Origin of the sequence: Pantoea sp. NPDC088449, assembly GCF_044753225.1 — a bacterium.
Lineage (GTDB): Bacteria > Pseudomonadota > Gammaproteobacteria > Enterobacterales > Enterobacteriaceae > Pantoea > Pantoea floridensis.
Genome location: NZ_JBIVMT010000001.1, coordinates 712,854 through 734,256, shown reverse-complemented (window position 1 = coordinate 734,256; position 21,403 = coordinate 712,854). Strand labels below are relative to the sequence as shown.

General features: G+C 52.3%; 23 protein-coding genes. 15 read left to right on the top strand and 8 right to left on the bottom strand.

Features of this window, described 5'->3' with window-relative positions; translation table 11 throughout:
• Positions 1-29: 29 nt before the first annotated feature.
• Together flgM and flgN are read left to right on the top strand one after the other, a co-directional pair.
• Complete coding sequence (gene flgM / locus ACIP6T_RS03480; RefSeq protein WP_345826888.1) at positions 30-335, top strand: flagellar biosynthesis anti-sigma factor FlgM; 306 nt, start codon at positions 30-32, stop codon at positions 333-335.
• Positions 336-340: 5 nt separating this feature from the next.
• Positions 341-772 (top strand): flagellar export chaperone FlgN, encoded by a 432-nt coding sequence (gene flgN, locus ACIP6T_RS03475; protein WP_097094269.1) that lies wholly within the window; start codon positions 341-343, stop codon positions 770-772.
• Positions 773-804: 32 nt separating this feature from the next.
• Here the strand turns inward: flgN and murJ are convergent, their stop codons facing one another.
• From murJ to rimJ, 4 genes are all read right to left on the bottom strand, one after another.
• Positions 805-2,343: a murein biosynthesis integral membrane protein MurJ gene (gene murJ, locus ACIP6T_RS03470; RefSeq protein ID WP_097094270.1), complete on the bottom strand. Its 1,539-nt coding sequence runs from the start codon at positions 2,341-2,343 to the stop codon at positions 805-807.
• A 121-nt stretch (positions 2,344-2,464) separates the two neighbouring features.
• Positions 2,465-3,385: a Gfo/Idh/MocA family protein gene (locus ACIP6T_RS03465; protein WP_400455378.1), complete on the bottom strand. Its 921-nt coding sequence runs from the start codon at positions 3,383-3,385 to the stop codon at positions 2,465-2,467.
• Position 3,386: 1 nt separating this feature from the next.
• A complete protein-coding gene (locus ACIP6T_RS03460) occupies positions 3,387-4,028 on the bottom strand; it encodes a DUF480 domain-containing protein (protein WP_345826892.1) in 642 nt (213 codons plus the stop codon).
• Positions 4,029-4,043: 15 nt separating this feature from the next.
• Entirely contained in the window at positions 4,044-4,637 is a 594-nt protein-coding gene (gene rimJ, locus ACIP6T_RS03455) for a ribosomal protein S5-alanine N-acetyltransferase (RefSeq protein WP_097094273.1), read from the bottom strand.
• A gap of 245 nt (positions 4,638-4,882) precedes the next feature.
• On the opposite strand from rimJ, the gene mdtH reads away from it, so the two are divergent.
• From mdtH to ACIP6T_RS03410, 9 genes are all read left to right on the top strand, one after another.
• The gene (mdtH, locus tag ACIP6T_RS03450; protein WP_400455375.1) at positions 4,883-6,085 is read left to right on the top strand and encodes a multidrug efflux MFS transporter MdtH; all 1,203 of its coding nucleotides are present in this window, start codon (positions 4,883-4,885) and stop codon (positions 6,083-6,085) included.
• Between the two features lie 136 nt (positions 6,086-6,221).
• Entirely contained in the window at positions 6,222-6,785 is a 564-nt protein-coding gene (locus ACIP6T_RS03445; RefSeq protein ID WP_097094275.1) for a lipoprotein, read from the top strand.
• A 134-nt stretch (positions 6,786-6,919) separates the two neighbouring features.
• Positions 6,920-7,966, top strand: a complete 1,047-nt coding sequence (gene pyrC, locus ACIP6T_RS03440) for a dihydroorotase (RefSeq protein WP_400455372.1) — start codon at positions 6,920-6,922, stop codon at positions 7,964-7,966.
• A gap of 68 nt (positions 7,967-8,034) precedes the next feature.
• On the top strand, positions 8,035-8,280 hold the full coding sequence (gene dinI / locus ACIP6T_RS03435) for a DNA damage-inducible protein I (protein WP_097094277.1): 246 nt from the start codon (positions 8,035-8,037) through the stop codon (positions 8,278-8,280).
• Between the two features lie 143 nt (positions 8,281-8,423).
• The gene (locus ACIP6T_RS03430; protein ID WP_097094278.1) at positions 8,424-8,693 is read left to right on the top strand and encodes a hypothetical protein; all 270 of its coding nucleotides are present in this window, start codon (positions 8,424-8,426) and stop codon (positions 8,691-8,693) included.
• A gap of 280 nt (positions 8,694-8,973) precedes the next feature.
• Positions 8,974-9,228 (top strand): biofilm formation regulator BssS, encoded by a 255-nt coding sequence (bssS, locus tag ACIP6T_RS03425; RefSeq protein ID WP_097094279.1) that lies wholly within the window; start codon positions 8,974-8,976, stop codon positions 9,226-9,228.
• Positions 9,229-9,334: 106 nt separating this feature from the next.
• Positions 9,335-10,450, top strand: coding sequence for an N-methyl-L-tryptophan oxidase (solA, locus tag ACIP6T_RS03420; protein WP_097094280.1), 1,116 nt, complete (start codon positions 9,335-9,337; stop codon positions 10,448-10,450).
• Positions 10,451-10,732: 282 nt separating this feature from the next.
• Entirely contained in the window at positions 10,733-11,308 is a 576-nt protein-coding gene (locus ACIP6T_RS03415; protein WP_400457006.1) for a cytochrome b, read from the top strand.
• Between the two features lies 1 nt (position 11,309).
• Entirely contained in the window at positions 11,310-11,885 is a 576-nt protein-coding gene (locus ACIP6T_RS03410) for a YceI family protein (protein WP_400455370.1), read from the top strand.
• Between the two features lie 35 nt (positions 11,886-11,920).
• Here ACIP6T_RS03410 and ACIP6T_RS03405 read toward each other — a convergent pair whose 3' ends face one another.
• Entirely contained in the window at positions 11,921-12,976 is a 1,056-nt protein-coding gene (locus ACIP6T_RS03405) for a rhodanese-related sulfurtransferase (protein ID WP_400455369.1), read from the bottom strand.
• A 266-nt stretch (positions 12,977-13,242) separates the two neighbouring features.
• Here ACIP6T_RS03405 and ACIP6T_RS03400 point away from each other — a divergent pair, with 266 nt between their 5' ends.
• The 3 genes from ACIP6T_RS03400 (at position 13,243) to ACIP6T_RS03390 (ending at position 15,511) form a co-directional block, all read left to right on the top strand.
• On the top strand, positions 13,243-14,166 hold the full coding sequence (locus ACIP6T_RS03400) for a Kdo(2)-lipid IV(A) acyltransferase (RefSeq protein WP_097094285.1): 924 nt from the start codon (positions 13,243-13,245) through the stop codon (positions 14,164-14,166).
• Between the two features lie 560 nt (positions 14,167-14,726).
• Positions 14,727-14,993 (top strand): hypothetical protein, encoded by a 267-nt coding sequence (locus tag ACIP6T_RS03395; protein ID WP_097094286.1) that lies wholly within the window; start codon positions 14,727-14,729, stop codon positions 14,991-14,993.
• Between the two features lie 119 nt (positions 14,994-15,112).
• On the top strand, positions 15,113-15,511 hold the full coding sequence (locus ACIP6T_RS03390; protein WP_097094287.1) for a MysB family protein: 399 nt from the start codon (positions 15,113-15,115) through the stop codon (positions 15,509-15,511).
• Between the two features lie 3 nt (positions 15,512-15,514).
• Here ACIP6T_RS03390 and ACIP6T_RS03385 read toward each other — a convergent pair whose 3' ends face one another.
• The 3 genes from ACIP6T_RS03385 to ACIP6T_RS03375 all read right to left on the bottom strand — a co-directional run bounded on the left by ACIP6T_RS03385 (position 15,515) and on the right by ACIP6T_RS03375 (position 19,976).
• Positions 15,515-15,754: a YceK/YidQ family lipoprotein gene (locus tag ACIP6T_RS03385; protein WP_097094288.1), complete on the bottom strand. Its 240-nt coding sequence runs from the start codon at positions 15,752-15,754 to the stop codon at positions 15,515-15,517.
• 144 nt (positions 15,755-15,898) lie between these two features.
• The gene (mdoH, locus tag ACIP6T_RS03380; protein ID WP_097094289.1) at positions 15,899-18,448 is read right to left on the bottom strand and encodes a glucans biosynthesis glucosyltransferase MdoH; all 2,550 of its coding nucleotides are present in this window, start codon (positions 18,446-18,448) and stop codon (positions 15,899-15,901) included.
• A complete protein-coding gene (locus ACIP6T_RS03375) occupies positions 18,441-19,976 on the bottom strand; it encodes a glucan biosynthesis protein (RefSeq protein ID WP_176519187.1) in 1,536 nt (511 codons plus the stop codon). The genes mdoH and ACIP6T_RS03375 overlap by 8 nt, the downstream gene beginning before the upstream one ends.
• 278 nt (positions 19,977-20,254) lie before the next feature.
• On the opposite strand from ACIP6T_RS03375, the gene mdoC reads away from it, so the two are divergent.
• Complete coding sequence (mdoC, locus tag ACIP6T_RS03370) at positions 20,255-21,379, top strand: glucans biosynthesis protein MdoC (protein ID WP_097094291.1); 1,125 nt, start codon at positions 20,255-20,257, stop codon at positions 21,377-21,379.
• Positions 21,380-21,403 lie beyond the last annotated feature (24 nt).

The following is a 21,403-nucleotide window of genomic DNA, read 5'->3' as shown; positions in this document are numbered from 1 at the left end:
CCCCCAACTGACCTTACAGGAGCCACACAATGAGCATCGACAGAACGCAACCTTTGAACCCGGTTAGCACTGTACAGACACGCGATACCAACGATAACAGCGCGAAAGTGCGCCAAAGCGCCACGCCAACCGCCAGCACCACCAGCGAAAGCGGCGCGGCAGTGAAGTTGAGTACTGCGCAGGCGCAGCTGATGCAGCCCGGCAGCCAGGACATTAATACAGCGCGCGTTGAGCAGCTGAAAACGGCCATTCGTAATGGCGAACTGAAAATGGATACCGGTAAGATCGCCGACGCGCTGATCGCCGATACCAAGGCGTATTTAGAGGGTAACTGATCCCAATGGACAATCTGCTGATCACCTTAGACAAAATGCAGGATGTGCTGGCGTCACTCGCCGTAGTAATGGATGAAGAACAACAGCAACTTTCTGCCGGTCAGGTTAATGGCAACATGCTACAGCGCATCTCTGAAGACAAAAGTGCGCTGCTGACCACGTTGAATTATCTGGACGAAATGCGCCGCACTACCGAGAAAAGTCTCGGCACGCAGGCGCCCTATGGTGATCACAGCGATCGCGAAAGTCGCTGGATGCGCATTCAGCAGCATACACGCCGCCTGCGCGATACCAATATGCATAATGGGATTCTGCTGCAGCATCAGATTGGCTTCACAAATGAAGCATTGGCCGTGTTACGCCCGCATCAAACCCAGGCATTTTACGGCCCCGATGGCTTAGGCAAGGGTCAAGCGACGTTGAGTCGTAAAGGGTAATCAATAAAAAATCCCGCCGCGGCGGGATTTTTTTATGCCATCGTACGGCGGGCGAAATCGCGAGGACGGAAGCCAAGCAGCCCGAGCATGACGAAATAGGCCCCGCCGCCGATGCCGCACACTGCCGCCAGGCGAAGCAGCCGCCACCACATTTGCCCCTCTTCCCATGACGGCATCACCTGCAAAATGCCCAGCAGCGCTGCGGCCATTACCACCACCGCAATCAGCAAACGCGTCAGGAAACTGAACCAGCCAGGCTGCGGCTGGAAGATATCCTGCTTTCGCAGCTGCCAGTAAAGCAGCGCGGCATTCAGGCAAGCGGCCAGACCGATCGACAAGGATAAACCGGCGTGTTTCAGCGGTCCGATAAACGCCAGGTTCATCAACTGTGTGATAATCAGCGTCACAATAGCAATTTTCACCGGCGTTTTGATGTCCTGACGTGAGTAGAATCCCGGCGCCAGCACTTTCACCACAATTAGCCCCATCAACCCCACCGAATAAGCAATTAACGCGCGCTGCGTCATCAAGGCATCAAAGGCGGTAAATTTCCCGTACTGGAACAGCGCCACGGTGAGCGGACCGGACAAAATCCCCAAGGCCACCGCGCTCGGCAGAGCCAGCAGGAAACAAAGACGTAAGCCCCAATCCATCAGGCGTGAATACTCTTCCTGATTGCCGCTGGCAAAACTCTTCGCCAGCGAGGGCAACAGAATAGTGCCCAGCGCCACGCCTAAAACGCCAGACGGAAACTCCATCAGGCGATCGGCGTAATACATCCATGAAACCGATCCCGATACCAAAAAGGAGGCAAAAATGGTGTTGATGATCAGTGAAATCTGGCTGACCGACACGCCAAGAATCGCCGGGCCCATTTGGCGCATCACGCGCCAGACGCCGGCATCGCGCAAATTAAGGCGCGGCAATACCAGCATGCCAATCTTCTTCAGGTGCGGCAGCTGATAGAACAGCTGCAGCACCCCACCCGCCACTACCGCCCAGGCCAGCGCCATCACCGGTGGATGAAAGTGCGGTGCCGCGAAAACCGCAAATCCGATCATGCTGATGTTCAGCAGCGTCGGTGCAAATGCGGGCACTGAAAAACGGTTCCAGGTATTAAGAATCGCACCCGCCAGCGACGCCAGCGAGATCAGCAGAATATAAGGAAAGGTCACACGCAACAGCGCGCTGGTTAAGGCGAATTTATCCGGCGTATCGGCAAAGCCCGGTGCGGTTACCACAATCACCCAAGGCGCGGCGATCATGCCTAGCACGGTGACCACCGCCAGCACCAGCGTTAATAAGCCGGAGACATAGGCAACAAACACGCGCGTAGCATCTTCGCCCTGCTTACTTTTATATTCTGCAAGGATTGGCACAAAGGCCTGGGAAAACGCGCCTTCGGCAAAAATGCGGCGTAATAGGTTAGGCAGCTTGAAGGCAACGAAGAAGGCATCGGTTGCCATCCCCGCACCGAACACACGCGCCACAATGGCATCGCGGGCAAAGCCCAGCACGCGTGAAAACAGGGTCATCGAACTGACCGCAGCCAGCGATTTCAACAAATTCATTTTGAGTGGCGCATCCTGAAAAGTGTCGGATAAATGAGCGACTTAGCGCGGACATCCCGTGATGTCCGGCGATAGTCTACTGCCGCGGCGGGAAATGACCAGCATTGAGTGTTACAAGGGATTATTCCTGTTCGGCATCACGCCACAGTTTTTCCACCAGACGCTGCGCCGCCAGTGCTTGTTCACCGCTGGTTTCAGGCATCGTCTGATTTTCTACACACTGAATGAAATGGTGTGCCGCGCCGCTGAAACCGCGCTGGGTAAGATGGCTTTGCCAGGCGGGCGGCACATCACGCACGATTCCGCTGCGGTTCTCCTGCTGCCAGTCACGCATCTCATTAATTTCAATGTAATCGCCATCGCAAATAGCACTGACTACCTCGCGCTGCGTGCCGGCACGACGATGCATGCTGGTGGTGATTTGTAGCGATCCGGCGGCGAAGTGGTGCTCGGCATACAGCATAGCGCCGTCCTCGTTGGTCTCAATATGTCCCAACTCTTGCTTCAGGTTACCGCCAGCCAGCCACAATGCGGTATCGACCACGTGCAGATAGTCGTCGAGCAGAGTAAAACGCAGATCGTGTGGGCCAACGCTGTCTGCCCGATGCTTCTCAATGCGCAGTGAAGCAGCGCGCGCCATCTCATCTTTTAGCTGCTGATAGCGCGGTGCAAAGCGGCGATTGAACGCCACCATCAGCTTGCGTTTATGTTTGTCCGCCAGCGCCACCAGCGCTTCCGCCTGCTGCAGCGTTTCCGCTAACGGTTTATCGACGCACACGTCCTTGCCAGCCAGCAAGAGTGCTTTGACGACATCGTAATGGCTCGCGGTGCTGCTGTGTACAAACACCGCATCGCTGGCCGCGGCGAGGGCATCGAGTTGGCCAAAGTAAGGCATACGATAGCTGTCGCAGATCGGTTGTGCCTTCGCCTGATTGGGAGAAAAAGCCCCGGCCAGCTGCCAGCTACTCGCCTGTGACAGCACCGGCAGCCACGCTTTTTGTGCGATGCCGCCTAACCCAACAATGCCAATGCGCAGCGTCATATTAGTTCTCCTTTTGCAGCAGCTGTTCCAGCTGCAACTGCAACTCAGCAACTGTTTCTTCCAGCTGCGCCACGCGCGCCACAAGATCGTCATTGTCCAAAGCGCTGTCGGCGGTAGCGCGCTCATCCACCACCTCGCCGCCGAACAGGTGCATATAACGGCTTTCGCGTTTGCCAGGCTCACGCGCTAAACGCACCACCATCGGGCCGTCTTCCCGCGTGCTCAACTGATTCAGCGTCTGCTCTACTTCGTTCATATCGCTGAACTCATGCAGACGGCCGCTGCGTGTGCGCAGCTCACCTGGCGTCTGGGCGCCGCGCAGAAACAGCAGCGTCAACACCGCCACTTCCGCACGACTCAGTTGCAGATTACCGAAGGCCGAGTTGCAGAAGCGCTGCTCATACTTACTCACGCGCTGCCCAAAGCCATTATTAGCCGTCACCAGATGCTTTTTCACCAGCTCATCAAGCTGTGCCTGCACTTCCATTTCACTGAGGTTAAGCACCGGTTCACGGTTAGATTTTTGATTGCAGGCGGTCACGACGCCATTCAGCGAGAGCGGATATTGATCCGGTGTAGTGACCTGCTTCTCCAGCAGGCATCCAATCACGCGCAACGCCTGCGCGGATAAGGCCATTTTCATTGGGTTAATCCTTGTTTATTGTCCACGGCGATCCGGGGTCCACTCCCGGTAGGTCAGTGCGGTCAACACGTGATCCTGCCAGCGCCCATCAATTAGCAGGTAATCTTTGGCATAGCCCTCTTTTTCAAATCCCAGCCGCGCCAGCAGATCGCCGCTGCGTTGATTATGCGGCATATAATTGGCCATGATGCGATGGATGCGTTGCTGCCGCTGCATATAACGAATGGTGGTGCTGAGCGCTTCATACATCAGGCCCTGGCCCTGCCATTTCTCTCCTAGCGAATAGCCAAGGTAGCAAGCGTGGAACGAACCGCGCAGCACATTGCTGTAGTTAGCCACGCCACGCACTTCGCGCTCTTCTGGGTCCATCAGCACAAAATAGTAGGCTGAGCCCTGTTTATGCATGTCGGCGATAAGCCCAAGGCGGGCCTGCCAACCCGAAGGATAGCAATGGCTCTCGTCGCGCACCGGCTCCCAGGGCTTAAGAAACGCGCGATTTTCAGCGTAATAATCCGCCAATCGCCAGGCATCGCGTTCGTGTACTAAACGGACCACTAAGCGATCGGTAGTGAGGCTCACGCGTGGGCCAGCAGAACGATAGCCAAACATCATGACTCCTGAAATCCATAACTTAAGAAAGATGTACGCCAGCGGCGATACTTCTCACTATAACCGTCGCCCCGCCTGCGGTAAAACCCCGCAACGCGTTCCAGGAGATTCATCCTGATTTAGGATTAATATTTCTGCGGATTCGATGAAAAAATATCATCCTCAGAAACCTGTTTTTAACCCTTCAGCAGGCGGAATATAGACCAATTGGTCTCTTCTCTGCTTCTATTTGCTTAGGAATTAGCATGTCTCGGGTTGCGCGGGCACGACGCCTCGGTAAAACATTTCTTTTAGTGGATAACATGTTGGTCGTGATGGGTTTTTTTGTGGTATTTCCCCTCATCTCCATACATTTTGTCGAACAGCTTGGCTGGGCAGCGCTGATGGTGGGTATTGCGCTCGGCTTACGTCAGTTTGTTCAGCAGGGGTTCGGCATATTCGGCGGAGCCATTGCTGATCGGTTTGGCGCGCGTCCGCTGATCGTCACGGGCATGTTGATGCGTGCGGCAGGCTTTGCCTGCATGGCGCTGGCTCATGAGCCCTGGCTGTTGTGGCTGGCCTGTTTACTTTCCGGTCTGGGGGGAACGCTCTTCGATCCACCGCGCAGTGCGCTGGTAATGAAGCTGGTGCGTGCGCGTGAACGCGGTCGTTTCTTCTCATTGCTGATGATGCAGGACAGCGCCGGCGCGGTACTTGGCGCGTTAATCGGGAGCTGGTTGCTAGCGTGGGATTTCCGTTTAGTCTGCTGGGTTGGCGCGGGCGTGTTTGTCTGTGCTGCCCTGTTTAACGCGATTTGGCTGCCGGCCTGGCGTATTTCGACCGAACGCATCGCAATGCGGGCGGGCATGCAGCGCGTCTGGCAGGACAAACGTTTCCGCCTGTATGTTCTTACGCTGACAGGCTATTACATCCTTGCCGTGCAGGTGATGCTGATGCTGCCGGTGATGGTGAATCAGGTCGCGGGTGCGCCGGCGGCGGTGAAGTGGATGTATGCCATTGAGGCGCTGTTGTCATTGAGCTTACTCTATCCGCTGGCGCGCTGGAGCGAGAAGCGCTTCCGCCTGGAAACCCGACTAATGGCGGGTTTATGCCTGATGACCTTCAGCCTGCTACCGGTGGGCTTGACCGATTCATTGCCGTCATTGTTTATGCTGATTGCCCTCTTTTATCTCGGCTCGATCATTGCCGAACCGGCACGTGAAACGCTCAGCGCTTCGCTGGCCAGCGCGCGCGCGCGCGGTAGCTATATGGGCTTTAGCCGCCTTGGCCTCGCCATTGGTGGTCTGATTGGCTACTCCGGCGGCGGCTGGTTGTTCGACATGGGACAACAATGGGGATTGCCAGAGCTGCCGTGGATGTTGCTCAGCAGTATCGGCATGATCACCCTGTTTGCACTTTGGTGGCAATTTCAGCCCCGCCAGGTGGCACCGGCAATTTTCAGCAGTTAGTTTGCCCCCGTAACCGATCTCCTCTATCGCTGCAAGAGAAGCGCTACGGCGCTTCTCATCTCTCTCCTGGTGACACGGCTCGCTGAATCAGGCAGGCTAACGCCTGTTTTGCCGTATCGATCAGGATGAGGACAATATGAAAAAGGCGTTTTCCGGGCTGCTGGCCCTCTTTTTGGCCGTGCTTCTCAGTGGCTGTAATCAATTGACGCAATACACCATCAGCGAACAGGAAGTGAATCAGGCGCTGCAAAAGCGTAATAACTTCGAAAAAGACATTGGCGTTTCCGGATTGGTAAACGCACACATCGTGCTAAGCGATCTGAGCAGTCAGATTGGCCGTGAAGAGCCCGGTAAAATTACACTCTCCGGCAAAGCCAATATCAATGTCAGCTCGCTGTTTGGTCCGCAACAGGCAGAAATGCAGCTGAAGATGAAGGCGCAGCCGGTGTATAACGCACAAGAAGGCGCAATTTATCTGCATGACATGGAGATTGTTGATGCGCAGGTGCAGCCAGAGAAAATGGCGTCGATTATGAAAACGCTCACGCCCTACCTCAATGAGTCTCTAAAGCGCTACTTTAACGAGAAGCCGGCCTATGTGCTGAGCGAAGACCGCAGCAAAACGGAAGCGCTGGCGAAAAAACTGGCGAAAGGTATTGAAGTCAAACCCGGCGAATTGGTGATTCCGTTTACCCATTGAGTCGCACAACCGCACCTTAGGGTGCGGTTTTTGTTTGTCACAATAAAATCCCGTGCAAACGGTTGCCTACATCCTTATGATTACTCCCCGGCCTAAACGCGCCTCTTCGTTTTCTTCTCTGCCGGAGTCTTTGAATGACAGCCCAACCTCAGCAAATTACCCTTCGCCGTCCTGACGATTGGCACATCCATCTGCGCGATGGCGCGATGCTTAACGCCGTGCTGCCTTATACCAGCGCGGTGAATGGTCGAGCTATCGTTATGCCAAATCTGGTTCCACCGGTCATTAGCGTGGCGGCGGCCGTTGCCTATCGCGAACGTATTTTGGCGGCGCTACCTGCTGAGCACGCATTTACTCCGCTAATGACCTGCTATCTTACAGATTCGCTCGATCCTGATGAGATTGAACGCGGTTTCCATGACGGCACATTTACCGCCGCCAAACTCTATCCTGCGCACGCCACCACCAACTCGAGTCATGGTGTGACGAACATCGCCTCCATTGCCAACGTGCTGGATCGCATGCAGAAAATTGGCATGCCGATGTTGGTACACGGGGAAGTGACCGATGCGCATATCGATATTTTTGACCGCGAAGCCCGCTTTATCGAAAGCGTGCTTGAGCCGCTGCGTCAACAGTTTCCTGCCCTGAAAGTCGTGATGGAACATATCACCACGCAAGAAGCGGCAGAGTATCTGGCCGCAGGCAACGATTTGCTGGGCGCCACCATTACTCCACAGCATCTGATGTTTAACCGTAATCACATGCTGGTAGGCGGCGTCCGCCCGCATCTTTATTGCCTGCCGATTCTTAAGCGCAATATTCATCAGGAGGCGCTACGCAAGCTGGTTGCGAGCGGCAATCGCCGCGTATTCCTCGGTACCGATACCGCGCCCCATCTGCGTCACCTGAAAGAGGCGAGCTGTGGTTGTGCCGGCGTATTTAATGCGCCGACCTCACTGCCTGCGTACGCAACGGTATTTGAGGAGCTGAACGCGCTGGAGCATTTCGAAGCCTTCTGTTCTGAAAACGGTGCGAATTTCTATGGTCTGCCCCTGAACGAAGGGACAATAACGCTGGTACGCGAATCGTGGCAAGTTGAGGAAAGTATCGCGCTGGCGGATGACACGCTAGTGCCCTTCCTTGCGGGCGAGACACTGCACTGGCGCATCAAACAATAAGTAACCGGTACTTGCCTTTGGAATAAATATACTGTACAAACAAACAGTATATTATTCCGGAGGCTTCTATGCGTGTTGAAATTACCGTAGCAAAAACTCAGCCCCTTCCTGCGGGTGCCCTGGATGCACTCAGCATCGAGCTTGTACGCCGCATTACTCAAGACTTTCCTGATGACGATCACCACGTCAAAGTCCGCTACGCGGGCGGCAATCAGCTCACCGTTTTTGGTGGCTGCAAAGCGTCACGCGATCGCATCACCGATATTCTACAAGAAACCTGGGAAAGCGCTGACGACTGGTTTAATAACGATTAACAGCCACTGTGCCGTTTTTGCCGGGTTTCGCTATCCGGCTTTTTTGTTTTTATTTCCCCCTCGCCAGAAAAACTTCCTGCATCTAGACTCATGCTAAGCAATCCCCTATTCTTGCCTCGTCATGCTTACAGGAGGTGTTTTACATGACTACTGAAAAACCAGAAGAGGCAATGACCTTTGGTGAATTGCTGGCATTCATTGCCGAGCAACAGCGCCGTTTAACGGTATTAGAAAATGCCTTTGCCAGCTTAACGTTTTGTCTTGACGATCGCGCTAATCAGCTGCTGGTACATAATCTGACGCTTGAAGCGCAAAACCAGAACCATGACGCACAGTTACAGCAGCATTTTACCCGGCTGGCCGAAGAGATTCAGAAACGCCATGGCCTGATTCCTGCAGCGCCTGCTGAATAGAGTTGCCGTGCTTTTCGGGCTAAAGTTTTAGCGCATAAACGTCGATAACATCTTTGACGCCCCACCCGTAGATTTCCCATAAAATGCCCTCTTCTGCGGGCATTTTATTATTCGTTAAAATTCGCTTTTTAAATGCGTTTATTTTTGCTGTGTTTAAGTTCGCCATATCTTTTAACTATTGAAGACGCTAATTCATGTTATAATTGTTTCGCTAGTGCACGATACAAGCCGCATTGAACCTCAAGAAGCACTTCGTTTAACGAGTAATACGGAGGTTATAATGGACAGAAATAAAGACGTCATTCAGACTCATCCGTTGGTAGGATGGGACATCAGCACCGTAGACAGCTATGACGCCATGATGATTCGCCTGCACTCGCTCTCCTCGCAGGGTCAGAAAGAAGAAGAAGCTGACGTGGGCCCGACCTACTGGCTGACAACCGATGTGGCCAGACAGTTTATCTCCATACTCGAAGCTGGCATTGCAAAGATAGAATCCACAGAGCAATACCTACGCGACAATCAGAAGCACTAATTTATACTATCGCGTGAAAGGGCACCCAACAGGGTGCCTTTTTCATGGCCATTATCTTTTGATATGCTGTTGAAAAATTTCGCCCTTTGCCTGGAGTGATGTCGTTATGGTTTATGATCTGATTGTAGTGGGAAGCGGTTCGGTCGGTGCTGCCGCCGGTTTTTACGCGACTCAAGCGGGCTTATCCGTGCTAATGATTGATAGCGCCCACCCACCGCATAATCAGGGCACACACCACGGCGAAACACGTCTAATTCGTCATGCTTACGGCGAAGGTGAGCGTTACGTGCCGCTGGTACTGCGCGCCCAAACATTATGGGATGAGCTGGAACGACAGAGCGGTGAACGCATTATGCATCGTAGCGGCATTCTGAATTTAGCACCCCACACCTCCTCCTTTATTCAAAATGTGATACAAAGCGCGAAAACCTGGCAGCTGACTGTCGAGATCCTGCAGGCAGAGGAAGTGCGCGCGCGTTGGCCACAATTTACGGTGCCCGACGGCTACCTCGGCGTATTCGAGCCTCACTCCGGTTTTCTCAAATGCGAGCAAGCGGTACGCAGTTGGGTGCAGCTGGCAGAACAGGCGGGCTGTGCGCAACTGTTTAACTGTCCGGTCACTCATATCGATCGCGATGGCGATCTGCAGCAGGTCACCACCAGCGATGGGATTTTCCGTGCACGCAAATTACTGATCAGTGCGGGTACTTGGGTGAGTCATTTAGTGGCCGACTTACCCGTGGCGCCGGTACGCAAAGTATTTGCCTGGTATCAGGCCGATGGTCGCTACAGCGAGAACAACCAGTTCCCGGGTTTTACGGTTGAGATGAGTGATGGCAGCCATTTCTATGGCTTCCCCGCCGATAACAATGCACTAAAAGTGGGACGTCACGACGGCGGCCAGTTGATGCAAACGCCTGAAGATCGTAAGCCCTTTGGCAGCATCGCGGTGGATGGTAATGAATCCTTTACCTTCCTGCGCAAGTTTTTACCGGGCGTGGGCGTCTGTTTGCATGGCGAGGCGTGTAGCTATGACAATACGCCGGATGAAGATTTCATTATTGATACACTGCCGGGTGAACCAAATCGTCTTATCATCACCGGCTTAAGTGGACATGGTTTCAAATTTGCCAGCGTGCTCGGTGAACTCGCCAGTGAGTTTGCCCAGGAAAAACCCTTCTCTTTCGATATCAAGCCCTTCTCGCTTGACCGTTTTAATTAATGCCATCGAGCCAACACGGACATTGCGTTGGCTCTCTTGAATGAAACTGACATTACCTTACGCTCATTGACCTTTTGTGCCGCATAAGAACACGTATTCGTGCATGACTTAACCGCTACTCTAACATTATGGTTTAGCCCTTCAATTATCCTGATTAACTTCTCAATATTCCCTCATATAATCCGAATATTATTTTCAATATTATAGAAAAGTAAGGATAATTGATTTTACATTTCAAAATGTAGATGCTCATTACCACTTATTTCATCCTGCTGGATAATTATTATGTGGCGCAATTCCACACAGCATTTCGGTATGGTTTCGATTTTATTGCACTGGCTAATGGCGCTGGCTATCTTCGGCATGTTTGCGCTGGGCCTGTGGATGGTCGGATTAGGTTATTACGACAGCTGGTATCACGATGCACCAGAAATACACAAGGGCATCGGCCTTCTGCTGTTTGCTGCGCTACTCGCGCGCATCGGCTGGCGTTTTCTTTCGCCACCTCCTAAGCCGCTGCAGAGTGACTCCCTCTCAGTTCGTCGCGCCGCACGCGTTGCACATGGCTTGTTGTACGGATTGCTGCTGGTGCTGCTGTTGAGTGGTTACCTCATCTCTACCGCAGAGGGTAAACCCATCTCCGTATTCGGTTGGTTCAATGTGCCCGCCCTCTTCAGCGGTGCCGCTCAGCAGGCCGACCTTGCCGGCGATATTCATCTTTGGATGGCCTGGAGCCTGATTTTACTTTCAGCACTACATGCGTTGGCAGCCCTAAAACACCATTTCATCGACCGTGATGTGACATTGAAAAGGATGTTGAGTTACCGCATCCCGTTAACCTCTGAAAAGGAAAAGTAGCATGTTAAAAAAGACATTATTGGCAGTAGCGGCGGCGGGATTACTGAGCGTCAGCCTGACGGCCAGCGCTGCGGACTACAAGTTTGATAAGGAAGGCCAGCATGCATTTGTCCAGTTCCGTATTCAGCATTTGGGTTACAGCTGGTTATACGGCACTTTCAAAGACTTTGACGGCAGCTTCACCTTTGATGAAGCCGATCCGTCGGCGGACAAGGTCAACGTTACGATTAACACCAATAGTCTCGATACCAATCATGCGGAACGCGATAAGCACCTGCGCAGCGCGGATTTCCTCAATACCGGCAAGTTCCCGCAGGCCACCTTTACTTCCACCAGCGTGAAGAAAGAGGGCAAAGAATACAAAGTTACCGGCGACCTGACGCTTAATGGCGTCACTAAACCGGTGACTTTGGAGGCAAAACTGATTGGTGAAGGCAAAGATCCGTGGGGCGGCTATCGCGCAGGATTTGAAGCCAGCGGGGAGATTGTGCTGAAAGAGTTTAACATCAGCAAAGATCTTGGCCCGGCAGCGCAGAAAGCGGAATTGATTATTTCAGTAGAAGGCGTGCGCCAGTAAGAAATGCAGCCTGAATCCTTCAGGCTGCAGTCAGATTACTTTTTATCGGGTGCCGGAATCGCCATTGTCATGTTCAGCAAACCACGCGATTTGTTGAACACTTTGTTACCGTTCTCGCGACCCGCACGGCGTGCGCGCTGCTCTTCAGGCGAAAGCATTGCCTCTTCCATGCAGATTGGACTGCAGCAGTTTTTATACTTTTCCGCGCAGCTTGGGCACTGGATAAACAGCAGATGGCAGCCATCATTCACGCAGTTGGTGTGGCTGTCGCAAGGCGCACCGCACTGGTGGCAGCTGGAAAGAATATCGTCAGAGATCCTTTCGCCCATGCGCTCATCGAAGACAAAATTTTTGCCCTTGAAGCGCACCGGTAAACCCTGCTCACGCGCGCGGCGCGTGTACTCAATAATGCCGCCTTCAATATGATAAACATCATTGAAACCGTTATGTTTCATCCAGGCGCTGGCCTTTTCGCAACGAATGCCGCCGGTGCAATACATGACGATCTTCTTATCTTTGCGATCCTGCAACATATCCACCGCCATCGGCAGCTGATCGCGGAAGGTATCCGCCGGCACTTCCATAGCGTTATCGAAGCGGCCCACTTCATATTCGTAGTGGTTACGCATATCCACAAATAGCGCATCTGGATCATCAAGCATCGCATTGACGTCAGCCGCTTTCAGGTAAGCACCGACATCGCTGGCATCAAAACTGGCGTCTTCAATGCCGTCCGCAACGATGCGCTCACGTACTTTCAAACGCAGTACCCAAAAGGATTTGCCGTCATCATCCAACGCAATATTCATGCGCAGATTATTCAGCGCTGCGTCGAAAGCATACAACGTCGCCTTCATTTGTTCATAACGGCTGGCGGGCACGCTAATCTGTGCGTTGATGCCTTCGTGCGCCACGTAGACGCGACCAAACACCTTGAGTTTGGTTAACTCAACGTAAAGAGCATCACGGAACGCTTTGGGGTCGGCTATCTGGAAATATTTATAAAAAGAGACTGTGGTACGTGGTTCGGTTTCCGCCAACATACGTTCCTTCAGCTCTTTATTGGAAACAAGGTTATGTAACACTGGCATGGTGTTCGTCCTGTTAGCAATCAGAGAAATTTAGCGCGCGTATCATACCCGAATTCAGCATGATTCGAAACGTTGGCGAGAAAAGCCTGACGGCGTGCAAAATGCACGCTTTTCTGCGCTGCAATTGCATTTTCGTGCGTATACCTGCTGTCGGATGTTGATCCGCCATCTATGCTTGATTTCAGCTAGGAGGAAAAAATGGCATAATCACACCCAATTACAGAAACCGGACTCTCTGGCATCAGACGCAGGATACTGACATTTCCATGACTCAACTTCCCCAACTCACCCGTGAACTCCTTCATCCTCGCTATTGGCCGACATGGATTGGCATTGGTTTTCTCTATGTGCTGGTGCTGCTGCCCTATCCCGTGCTGCATGCTATCGGCTGCGGACTTGGGCGTATTGCGATGCGCTTCATGAAGCGCCGCGTAGAAGTGGCGCAGCGCAATCTGGAAGTCTGTTTTCCCGCGATGCCAACAAATGAACGCCAGGCCATGGTGAAACACAATTTTGAATCGGTGGGCATGGGCCTCATTGAAACCGGCATGGCTTGGTTCTGGCCGGACTGGCGCATCCGTAAATGGGTTGCCACCAGCGGCTTAGAGCATGTTAGTCATGCGCTGGCAGAGAAACGCGGCATTCTTCTGATTGGTATGCACTTTCTGACGCTTGAACTGGGCGCGCGCGTGTTCGGTATGCACAATCCAGGCATTGGCGTGTATCGTCCTAACGACAACAAATTGCTCGACTGGCTGCAAACCTGGGGCCGTATGCGTTCCAACAAAAGTATGCTAGACCGTAAAGATCTGAAGGGCATGATCCGCGCGATGAAGAATAACGACATTATCTGGTATGCACCGGATCATGATTACGGCCCACGCAGCAGCGTATTTGCGCCGTTCTTTGCCGTGCCGGATGCCGCCACCACCAGCGGTACGCACATGCTGATTCGCCTGGCTAATCCGAGTGTTGTACCGTTTCTGGCACGACGTCTGCCCAATGGCCGTGGCTATGAGCTGAAAATGATGCCGGATATCCGCGATAAATTCTCGCTGGAATCAGAACTCGACACTGCAACGGTAATGAATAAAGTGGTGGAAGAGACCGTTCTGCTCGCACCAGAGCAATATATGTGGCTACATCGCCGCTTTAAAACCCGCCCTGAAGGGCAGCCATCCATTTATTAATTGTGATGAGGCACACGGGGTGCCTCATCAATTCCCGCTGTGATTTGGCTTATCTTGAGACATCATTTGGCTATTTTAGCTTCCTTCCAGACCAGCCTGAACTTAGCCTGATAGTTTGGTTAGTACCACTTTTAAGCGAGTTTTTTTCATTGCGGCCACGCGTTTTAGGTTAAATATTAACCTTTACAGGCGAGGCGTGAACAAAACGGTTCGCTAGTGCTTGATTCCCGATTTTAATCCTCATTAACATTTATGGGTAAGAATGTATCTCATCGGATCTGATTACTATCATTTCCAGGGCTAATCCTATTTAATATTTGCAAACTCTTCTACCACTCTAATCAATGTAATAAAATTAACTTAATAAACAAGGCATTGTCTGATTAAAATCATCTATATTCCATTTTATTCAATTATCATAGACCCTTATATCATTATGGAATTTGTTCCCTATAATAAATCCAGTTAGTTTCGACAGTGTCAGCTATTTTAATAAGTTCAATTTTGAAAAAAAATATAAAAAGATTACACACAGCAAATATATCTCAGGAAACTATAAAATGAATAAAGGCATCTATTACTATGTCACGATCAGTACCGATCATGAAGGCTATCATCTTCTACATCGCAAAGAGTGTAAACGCCTGCCGGTTAAAGAGGATATGGTTTTTATTGGCACCCTCTATAATTTAAATCAGGCGCTTTCGACAGCACGCATTAATTTCAAAAAAGTCAAACCCTGTATTAAATGTTGTATCCGCTACTCGGCTCCAATTATTCATGAATCAGTCCGTCCTGTATTACATTTTCCGCAGAAAATAGCCTGATCGGTTGGGCGGTTGAATTTCAATCAACCGCCCAATCAATATTTCCTCTTTGCCCTTCACTTCGTGATTTTTCGTCTATCCTTCTGTGAAATCCCTTTTTAACAGACATGGAGTTGATGATGAGCCTGTATAGCACCCTGGAAGAAGCCATTGAAGCCGCACGTGAAGAGTTTCTCGCCAGCCAACCTGACATCGCCGAAGACGATGCCAGCGTCAGCCAGTTTGCACTACAGAAGTATGTGATGCAGGACGGCGACATTATGTGGCAGGCAGAATTTTTCGCAGAAGAGGATGGGCAAGGTGAATGCCTGCCGATCTCCAGCGGAGAAGCCGCACAGGCGGTGTTTGACGGCGATTACGATGAAGTCGAACTGCGTCAGGAGTGGCAAGCAGAAAACACCCTGCATGAGTGGGATGAAGGCGAATTCCAGCTTGAACCACCGCGTGACCTGGAAGAAGGCGAAGCGGCGGCGCAAGAGTGGGAGGACGATAACAGCCCCTCGGACAACCTGTCTTAAAGGTTATTCGTACGGGCCATGGCTAGCATCAACGGGCAGCAAAAGTGTGTCCATTACTAATGAGAGCGGAAGATCGAGAATGGTTAGCACGCGCCAGGGTCCGTCACGAACATCCCATTGCACGCCGGGATAATATTGATTGCCGTGCCCCTGCCCGGGAATAGTACGGCTAATAATGCTGCCACAGCCGGTAAGTAATAGGATAGCGGCGCTAAGCGCGGCGACTTTCAGGAAATAATTCACAACGTTTACTCACAATGAACGGGTGCCAGTTTAAACGCCTGTGAGGTGAAATAACCACACCTTCAGACGTAAAGATTACGTTAATTCAGCCAGATTAAAGACGAAAAAAAAGCGGCATTTCTGCCGCTTTTTACTTTTCTATCCTTAACGCTGTGGCAGCGCTTCAGGATTGAGCTTCAGCTTTTGATAGCTTTCTACCCACTGATGATATTTGTCCGCACTTTCCCACAGGCGTGAGTGTACGCGTGCCAGAACCACCGGATCGCTGATCAGCTGCAAACGCTGCTCGCGGTTCAGTTTTTCTGGTGCGTCACTCAGTGCCTGATCAACACGACGATCGCGTGCATGGTCCAGCAAATCGCTCTGCTTGTGACGTGAGGTGGCCATTGCCGTCGCCAGAGCGTTAAACGCGGGATTGAACAGCGCGTGCATAAAGCCATTTTTCAGCGCACGTTGACGGTTAATCTGCAGATAATGATCGGTATCGACCAACTCTTTCGGCGGCTCGTACTCTTCCGGAATCAGGAACAGTTTGGCGTTCTTACTCTTCTGCCCTACCGTGGCACGGCTCGACATCACCGAAACAAACGGCGACAGAATAAGTGAGAAGACAATCGGCGACAGCCACCACAGGAAGTTGAGATCGAGCAAGCCCATGCCGCCCGCCCACACCAGACCTAATAGCATCTGCGAACCATGGCGACGGAAGGCTTCACCCCACGGCGTGGCATCGTCGTCACGCTGCGGCGAATTCCACACCACTTCCCAACCGAGGAACGCGCTGACCACGAACACGGTGTGGAACAGCATGCGCACCGGTGCTAACAGCACCGAGAACAGCATCTCCAGAATCAGCGAGCAGAACAAGCGGATGGCACCACCGTAAGGTTTTGCGCCTTTGAACCAGATCAGCACCACGCTCAGCAACTTCGGCAGGAACAGCAGAACCAGCGTAGTTGAGAACAGCGCAATCGCCAGGTCCGGTCGCCACTGCGGCCACACCGGGAACAATTGGCGCGGCTGCAGGAAGTAGGTCGGTTCCATCAGCGTATGCACCACCTGTAAGGCGGTGGAAAGCGCGAGGAACATAAACCATAGCGGCGCAGACAGATAGGACATCACGCCCGTCAGGAATACCGCGCGGTGAACCGGATGCATACCTTTCACCAGGAACAAGCGGAAGTTCATGAGGTTGCCGTGACACCAGCGACGGTCGCGCTTGAGCTCATCCAGCAGGTTCGGCGGCAATTCTTCATAGGAACCCGGCAGGTCGTAGGCGATCCATACACCCCAGCCTGCACGACGCATCAGCGCCGCCTCGACGAAGTCATGTGAAAGGATGGAACCGGCGAAAGAACCTTCTCCTGGCAGCGGTGCTAACGCACAGTGTTCGATGAAGGGCTTCACACGAATAATGGCGTTGTGGCCCCAGTAATGTGATTCACCCAGTTGCCAGAAGTGCAAGCCGGCGGTAAACAGCGGGCCATACACACGCGTGGCAAACTGCTGACAGCGCGCATACAGCGTATCCATGCCTGACGCTTTTGGCGACGACTGGATAATACCGGCGTTCGGGTTGGCTTCCATCATGCGTACCAGACCGGTAAGACACTCACCGCTCATCACGCTGTCGGCATCCAGCACCACCATGTAGCTGTAGTTGCTGCCCCAGCGGCGGCAGAAGTCATCGATATTGCCGCTTTTACGCTTCACACGACGACGACGACGGCGATAGAAAATCTTACCTGCACCGCCGACATCACGCACCAGCTCCATCCAGGCTTTTTGCTCGGCAATAGCGATATCCGCATCGTAGCTGTCGCTCAGAATGTAAACGTCAAAGTGCTCGGCATTGCCGGTACGTTTGACCGATTCCCAGGTCGCACGCAGGCCGGCAAACACACGCTCAACGTCTTCATTACAGATTGGCATGATCAGCGCCGTACGGTGTTCCGGATTCAGCGGTTCATCACCGGTGGTTGAATACGAAATACTGTATTTATCACGCCCAATCAGCAACTGCAGGAAGCCCATCAGCGCGGTCCAGAAACCGGCAGAAACCCAGCAGAACAAAATGGCAAACAGGAACAGAATCCCGGTCTGCAAAATGTAAGGCAGGATCAGCTCAACTGACTGCAACCAGTTCTGGTTAAACATCTCGATGGGATCGATCAGCGTCCAGCCCTGATAGGGCAGAATGGTTTTCATGTACCAGGTAGCCACGACGGTTTGCAGAATCGTCAGAATCAGCAGCACATAACGGCGCATGGAACCCACGTGACGCCACTTATCTTCGGTTTTCTGCTCTTCCACCGAAGCATAGCGCGGCGTGGATTTCTTACCACGTACCGAATCCCAGGCGCGCGCAATGGGATTAGTACGCCACACCTCAGGGAACATCAGCGAACGCTTCACCTTTGGCATGGCCTTTAGCGTGGTGCGATCGAGATAATCCTTGCTCAGCTGTTGACCCTCCGCCAACGAGTCAGGCCAGGCCATTTGCACACGGGACGAGACCGATTTCAGCGGCGCATCGTCCGGACGCTCGCTGGCGGCGATATCCTGCCCCAGCGTCGAATGAATAGCGTGGAACGCCTGCGCATTCTGGAGTGAATCGCTCAGACGGGCACGCCCTGCCGCATCAAGCGGCAGGGCCTCCACGTAGGATTGAGGTAGAAATATCGATTTATTCATTGGCAGGTAGCTGATAGCTCCAGGTTTCCGTCAATGTCTTGTCGCCGCTCACCAGCGCTGCGCGCATCTCGGTTGGCTGCTTGTTATCTTTCACACGCAGACGCAACACTAAACGCCAGCCTTTGGTCACCGGATTGTAGCGAACGCTTTGCTCAACCACATCAGCGTTATTACCCACGCTAACCTGCGGAGCCACTTGCGTATCTTCCGGCAGCTTGCTCATCGCTTTGCCAACGAAATCCACGGTGAAGGCGATCGAACCGTCTGGCTGACGCACCAGATTCGACTGTTTAACATCGCCAGCGGAACGCAGCGTGTCTTTCACCCAGGCAATGTCGTCTGAGTGCAGCTGGTTCTCGTCACGGGTAAAGTGCAGACGATACTGGAAGTTCATCTCTTTGCCCGGCTCTGGCAGTTTTTCCGGCGTCCAGAAAGCAACGATATTATCGTTGGTTTCATCGGCGGTCGGAATCTCTACCAGCTCAACGCGGCCTTTACCCCAATCACCCTGCGGCTCAACCCAGCCACTTGGGCGCAGGTCGTAGCGATCGTCGAGATCCTGGAAACGGCTGAAGTCACGCGTGCGCTGCAGCAGACCAAAGCCTTTCGGGTTCTCAACGGTAAAGGTGCTCACCGCCAGATGTTTCGGGTTATTCAGCGGACGCCAAATCCACTCCCCGTTACCCGCGTGAATGGAAAGACCGTTCGAATCGTGCAGCTCTGAACGGAAGTTGGTCACCGGCGATGGCTGGTTCGCACCAAATAGGAACATACTGGTCAGCGGCGCAACGCCAAGCTTGCCAACGTTATCACGCAGGTAAACTTTAGATTGCACATCAACGGTTGATTCTTTGCCCGGACGGATGGTGAAGCGATAGGCACCGGACGCACGTGGCGAATCCAGCAGCGCATAAATCACCAGCTGTTTATCCTGCGGTTTTGGACGCTCAATCCAGAACTCTTTAAAGCGCGGGAACTCTTCGCCGGAAGGCAGCGCGGTGTCAATCGCCAGACCACGCGCGGAAAGACCATACACTTGCCCTTCGCCAATCACACGGAAATAGCTGGCGCCAAGGAAGCTGGAAATTTCGTCGTCTTTTCCTTTTTTATTTAAAGGATACAACACCTTAAACCCAGCAAAGCCGAGGTTTTTGACTGAATCAGCATCGTGCTTTACGTTGCCGAAATTGAAGTAGTCAGGGTTATATTTAATTTCACGCACGGAAGACGCGGTGACTTCATTAATTTTCACCGGCGTATCGAAATACATGCCCTGATGATAGAACTCAAGCTTAAACGGCGTGCGCAGTTTGCCCCAATAAGCTTTGTCGTGGTTAAACTGGATCTGCTGATAATCAGCAAACTTCATTTCACGAAACTGAGAGGGTAAATTGCTCTTTGGCGCTTCGAAACTTTTCCCTGCCAACGCCTTGGCTTGTTTTGCTACATCATCGATGTTAAACGCCCAACTATTGTTGGCATACATAGCCAGCAGAACTGCCGCGCCTACCCAGCGCATCTTTACCAGTCCCACTTTATTATTCACATTATTCAGCACATCCCCCCCTTTCGTGTGCTTAGATCAAACCCGCTTATCTTAAAGGATTATTCGGTTTTCCGACAGCGTATGTAAAAGATTGTTCCGCTGATTTGTAAGCTGAAAGTGTGCTTTTCGGATAATTAAACCCTGCAAAATCACCTACAGATTCACCTGATAGTATACCCTGTTTACAGCCGGTAGAATTTTCATTCGGCATAATCCGGTTTCAGGGCGAAACCGGCAAGTAAACTGACTATTGGAAGATTATGAGTTCAGCTAAACCCCAACGTGAATATTTCCTCGACTCGATTCGAGCGTATTTAATGTTATTAGGCGTGCCATTTCACGTCTCCCTGATTTACTCCACGCAACGATGGGCCGTCAACAGCCATGACGCCTCAATGTGGTTGACGGTATTGAATGATTTTATTCACGCCTTCCGCATGCAGGTGTTCTTTGTAATTTCAGGCTATTTTTCCTACATGCTTTACTTGCGCTATCAGCCGCAGCGCTGGCTGAAGGTGCGTCTGGAGCGCGTCGGCATTCCGCTGTTAACGGCGGTTCCGCTCATCACCCTGCCGCAGTTTTTCATCACCAAAAACCTCACCGATAAGATAGGTGACTGGAACCAATTTTCGCTCTACGACAAATACAACACGCTGATGTGGGAGCTGATCTCGCACCTGTGGTTCTTATTGGTCCTGGTGATCCTGACCACGTTCGGGATGTTGGCGTTTCGCTGGCTGAGCACACAGCAGCGTCGCATTGATTATCAGCAGATTGGCTGGGGGAAACTCACGCTGGCGCTGCTGGCTTACGCGCTGGTTTGGTGTATTTTCCGGCGCGTATTATTTATTTTGGCTCCAGCCGTATTCGCCGATGGCCTGTTTAGCATTGCCGTGATGCAAACGTTGATGTTCTTGCCGTTCTTCATGTTAGGCGCGCTCAGTTGGAAACATCAGGCATTGAAAGCGCTGTTTGTCCGCTTCAATCCCGTTGTGTGCTTTGGCGCCATTGCGGTATTCATTGCTTACAGCCTGAATCAGCGATACAGCAGCGGTGAGGGCTGGCTTTACGAAATTGATATGCTTGTTTCGACGTTGATGGGATTGTGCATGCTGAATGTCTGTTTTAGCTTCGGCCACAATCTGCTAAACAGTCACTCTCCGCGCATCATGTATCTGGTTAATGCTTCGCTGTTTATCTATCTGGTACACCATCCGTTGACCATTCTGTACGGCATCTACATTACGCCGCACATTGGCAGCAACACGCTTGGCTTCTTCCTTGGCTTGTTGATGGTATTTGGCGTGGCCTTTACGCTGTACGAAATTCATCTGCGTATTCCGCTGCTGCGCTTCCTGTTCTCAGGTAAGCCGCAGCGCAAATAGACGTCGGGCCAGCTAAGCTGGCCC